This window comes from Trinickia sp., from assembly GCF_057351765.1.
On sequence record NZ_JBMRBK010000007.1, the window covers coordinates 1 to 4,625 of the forward strand.

The window sequence follows — 4,625 nt, forward strand, 5'->3', positions numbered from 1 at the left end:
TGGATCGAGGGCATCAAGCGCCACGGCTACAAGGGCGCGGCCGAAATGGCGGCGACCGTGGATTACCTGTTCGGCTACGATGCGACGGCCCGCGTCGTCGCGGATCACCAATACGCGCTCGTTTCCGATGCGTATCTGAACGATGCCGGTACGCGCGAGTTCATGCGGCAACACAATCCGCACGCGCTTCACGCCATCTGCGAGCGGCTGCTCGAGGCGATCGGGCGCGGCTTATGGCAAGAACCGGGTGCCCATCGAGCAAGGATCGAGGCCCATCTGCTCGCGAGCGAGCAGCACATCGAAGGATTGTCCCAATGAATGCGTCGCTCCGTTCTCCGATGCCGAACCCTTACCCTTTTGCCGCGCTGATCGGACAGCAGCCGTTGCAGGAAGCGCTGTTGCTTGCCGCGGTCGATCCTGGCATCGGCGGCGTGCTCGTGAGCGGGCCGCGCGGCACGGCAAAATCGACGGCCGCCCGCGCGCTGGCCGAACTGCTGCCGACAGGCCGATTCGTAACCTTGCCGCTCGGTGCCAGCGAGGAGCGGCTCATCGGCACGCTCGATCTCGACGAAGTATTGCGCGGCGGTTCGGTCCGCTTTTCCCCGGGGCTGCTCGCGCAGGCGCACGAAGGCGTGCTTTATGTCGATGAAGTCAACTTGCTGGCCGATGCGCTCGTGGATGCGCTGCTCGATGCGGCCGCAAGCGGGATGAACGTCGTCGAACGGGATGGCGTGTCGCACTCCCACGAGGCGCGCTTCGTCCTTGTCGGCACGATGAATCCCGAAGAAGGCGAACTGCGGCCGCAATTGCTCGATCGTTTCGGCCTCATGGTGGCGCTCGATAACTGCTTCGATTCCGATGTGCGGCAGCGAATCGTCAAGGCGAGGCTCGCATTCGATGCGGACCCGGACGCATTTCGCGAGCGCTATCGCGGCGATCAGGCGGCACTCGCGCGCCGTGTCGGCGAAGCGCGTGCCGCGCTCGCGCGCTTCGAATTCGACGATGCCGTTCATGAGGCGGTCAGCGAACGTTGCGTGGACGCGGCGGTCGACGGGATGCGCGCCGACCTCGTCATGCTGCGCGCGGCGCGTGCGCTCGCGGCACTCGAACAAGCGGCCGAGGTGACGGTGCAACACGTTGCGCGCGTGGCCGATTCAGTGCTGCGGCATAGGCAGCGTGAACGCGCAGCGCCCGAGCAGGCGGCTCCGAACGATATGCAGCATGGACACGAGGCGGCGCAAGGTTCGGATCGATCGAATGGAGCCGACCGACAGGATAACGATCACCGTCAGGATGCGACCGGCGATTCGGACGATTTCGGCTATCTTCCGCCGGAGACGACCGGGATGATTGGCGTCAAAAGTGTAGTGCCGTTCGCCGTAAAAAAACGCTGAGCCATCGAAAAGGCGCCACCGCGCATCTGCGCAACGGTTTTCGATGGCTCGAGGGCGCCGGTTTTGCTTCGCGTCGCGCGACGATGCCGCAAGGCGGCACGCGCGTAGCGTGGCCACAGACGCTCGCGCACAAGCGCCACATGCCTTTGCGGGCGGCGCACCTTCGCTTCGCAAGGAACGAATCGACGGGTGGCGTGCTGCACTGTTTCGTGCTCGATTGCTCCGCGTCGATGCTGCGCAACGAACAGCTCGCGCTGGCCAAAGGAATGCTCGTTGCCTGCTTCGACCGCGCGGCGGCTGCAGGGGCCGAAGTAGCGCTGATCTGCTTCGGCGGTACGCGTGCCGATCTGCGCTTCGGGCCCGCCGTGCCGCGCTGGTGGAACGAGCGATGGCTGGCGCCGGTGGCCGGCGGCGGTGCGACGCCGCTCGCCCACGGCATGGCGACGGCTGCGCGGTTGCTCGACAATCGACGCCGGCGCAAACCAGGGCAGCAGCGCGTGCTCTGGCTGATCACCGACGGTCGGACCGAGGAGCGCGCCGCGAGACCGCCGGCAGCGGACGACATCGTGCTCGTCGACTGCGAGCGCGCGGTTCCGGCGCTCGGACGCTGTGCCGAGTTGGCGCGCGCATGGAATGCGGCTTACACACGGCCCGAAGACCTGATCGTGCGAACTTGAGAGCGCGTGCGAGCGCGTTTCAGTCTTCGTACCAGCGAGGCGTATAGATCCATTCGCCTCCATCGCTCCGAGGCACGGCACGCGTCATCGTCGATCCGACGATGACGGTCGTGCGCATATCGACTTGTTCACTGCGCAATTCACCGAGCGTCGTCGTGACGAGTGCCGCGCCGGGGCGGCCCACATCGCGTCCCAGCACGACGCGCGTATCGGGCCGGCGGCAACTGCGCACGATCTCCAGGGCTTTGTCGAGTTGCCACGGACGAGCCCGCGAGATCGGGTTGTACATTGCGATGACGAGATCGGCTTCGACCGCGTGGCGCAGGCGGTTTTCGATGACTCGCCACGGTTTGAGGTTGTCGGAAAGGGAGAGGACGCAGAAGTCGTGACCGAGCGGTGCGCCCGCTTGCGCCGCGGTGGCCATCGCGGCCGAGATGCCCGGCACGACGCGAATCTCGACGGTGGCCCAGCGCGGATCGTCGGCACCGTCCAACGCCTCCATGACGGCTGCCGCCATCGCAAAGACACCCGGGTCGCCCGACGAGACGATCGCGACGTGTCGCCCCGTGCTCGCGAGTTCAAACGCATGGCGGGCGCGTTGCAATTCCTCGCGGTTATCGCTGCCGTGCACGCGTTGGTGAGTGCCGAAGGGACCCGCCATGCGGAGATAGGTCTCGTAGCCCAGAATGTCGGTGGCTTCGGCAAGCGCCGCACGGGCCGCGGGTGCCATCAGCTCGGCGCAGCCGGGGCCGAGCCCGATCACGTCGACTCGGCCGCGTGCCTGACCGAGTGAGCCGACATCGATCGGCTCGGCGCCGACGGCGAGCGCGATACCGTTCGTGTGCGTCAGCTGCTCGTGTTGAATCCGCAGGGCGTTGTGCAGGAGTTGTAATGCGCGCTCAGCCGAAGCGATTCCACTGCCGGCTTCGTCGTTGTTCGCGCAACGATCTTGTGCGATACCGATGCGCCCGGGCCCGGTATCGATGAAACGCAACGGGACATCGAATTCAATCGCCGCTTGCTCGAGCGCCGTTTCGCCGATCCTATCGATGGGTGCGAGCAGCGCCGCCAACGACACGGGAGCGAGCCCGTTTGCCTCCATTGCTTCGCGAACGCGCTCGGCGGCTGTTTCCGCTGGGCCGTTGATGGCTGCGACGACGGCATGCGGATGGATGATGAGATCGCTTCCGCCCGATTCGACGATACGCGGCGTGACGCGAACGGCATGTCGTGCCGACTCGTCCTTCGGGAGCTGGGCAGCATCGAGCCAGGGCGCGTCGCCGTCGATACGCACGCTTGCGCCGGCGAGCAGATCGGACACGAAGCGCTTGCCTTCATCGAGGCTGGCCAGTGTGTAGCCGCTGGGCGGGTTCAGCAAACACGTGCCGAAACGCAGTTCGCCGCTCGTGGTGATGGCCGGTGCCACATCGAGCGCCCGAGCGATTTCGCGCGCCAGTACGTTGACGCCTGCCAGGCCGCCAAGCAGCGGTACGACGGCGCTGCCATCCTCCGCGACGGCCAACACCGGCGGCTCGACGCCCTTGTTGGCGAGCATCGGCGCGATGCAGCGAATGACGATGCCCGCGGCGCACAGCGCGACGATAGGCGTACCGGTCGAATAGAGTTCGCGCAGGTGCGAAGCGAGTTCGCTGTAGGCCACGTCGCCTGTGGCACGACCCTGCAGTGCGTGAATTGCTGCGCCCGGCAACGCTGCTTGCAGACGGCGTGCCGTCGGCAATGCACTGGGCCCGAGCACGACGATTGCGGGCGGCGTCGAGGTCAACCCTGCCATTTTTCCCCCGGTACGACGAGCAGCGAAAAATAAGGCGACGCCATCGGATCGACTTCCGCGAGCGGCACGATGCGCTGATTGGCCATCGTCGCGCGCTCGACATACAGGGCGCGCGCGGCCAGTCCGAGTTCTTCGAGCACGCGCCGCACTTTGTCGAAGTTGCGGCCCAGCTTCATGATGACGGCCGCATCGGCATCGGCCAACCGGCGCCGCAGTTCCTCCTCGGATAGCACGCCGGACAGCACGGAGAGACTCTGATTGCGATAGACGAGCGGGGCGCCGAGCACCGCCGCGCCGCCCAGCATCGAGCAGACACCCGGCACGACTTCGACGTCGAAACGCGGCGCGAGGCGATCGTGCAGATACATGTACGAGCCGTAGAAGAACGGATCGCCCTCGCAAATGACGGCCACGTCGCGGCCCGCATCGAGATGGCTCGCGACGATGGCGGCGGCCGTGTCGTAGAAATCGGCGATGATCGCTTCGTATGAAAGCGGCGGCGGGAGCGTTTCGGTCGTGACGGGATAGACGAGCGGTTCGCGCCGTTGCGAATCTCGCAGATACCCTTCGACGATCCCGAACGCATTGCCCTTTTTTCCTTTGGCGACGAAATACGCGACGACAGGCACCGCTTCGATGAGGCGCAGCGCTTTGAGCGTCAGAAGCTCCGGGTCGCCGGGGCCCACGCCAATCCCGTAAAGCCGTCCTCGCTGGGCCATTACTCGATCTCCGAAGCCAGTGCGTTGACCGCTGCCGCGACCA

General features: G+C 66.0%; 5 protein-coding genes. 3 read left to right on the plus strand and 2 right to left on the minus strand.

The window, feature by feature from the left end:
• From ACO1XS_RS01255 to ACO1XS_RS01265, 3 genes are all read left to right on the plus strand, one after another.
• Positions 1 to 318 (plus strand): cobaltochelatase subunit CobN (locus ACO1XS_RS01255; RefSeq protein ID WP_486389856.1); only part of this gene is annotated, 318 nt, incomplete at its 5' end.
• A complete protein-coding gene (locus ACO1XS_RS01260; protein WP_486389857.1) occupies positions 315 to 1,394 on the plus strand; it encodes a magnesium chelatase ATPase subunit I in 1,080 nt (359 codons plus the stop codon). The genes ACO1XS_RS01255 and ACO1XS_RS01260, both read left to right, overlap by 4 nt.
• Positions 1,395 to 1,588: 194 nt before the next feature.
• Entirely contained in the window at positions 1,589 to 2,071 is a 483-nt protein-coding gene (locus tag ACO1XS_RS01265; RefSeq protein ID WP_486389858.1) for a vWA domain-containing protein, read from the plus strand.
• 19 nt (positions 2,072 to 2,090) lie between these two features.
• Here the strand turns inward: ACO1XS_RS01265 and cobJ are convergent, their stop codons facing one another.
• Complete coding sequence (gene cobJ / locus ACO1XS_RS01270) at positions 2,091 to 3,863, minus strand: precorrin-3B C(17)-methyltransferase (RefSeq protein ID WP_486389859.1); 1,773 nt, start codon at positions 3,861 to 3,863, stop codon at positions 2,091 to 2,093.
• The gene (locus tag ACO1XS_RS01275; protein WP_331573099.1) at positions 3,851 to 4,582 is read right to left on the minus strand and encodes a precorrin-2 C(20)-methyltransferase; all 732 of its coding nucleotides are present in this window, start codon (positions 4,580 to 4,582) and stop codon (positions 3,851 to 3,853) included. Before ACO1XS_RS01275 ends, cobJ begins: the two co-directional genes overlap by 13 nt.
• Positions 4,583 to 4,625: the final 43 nt, after the last annotated feature.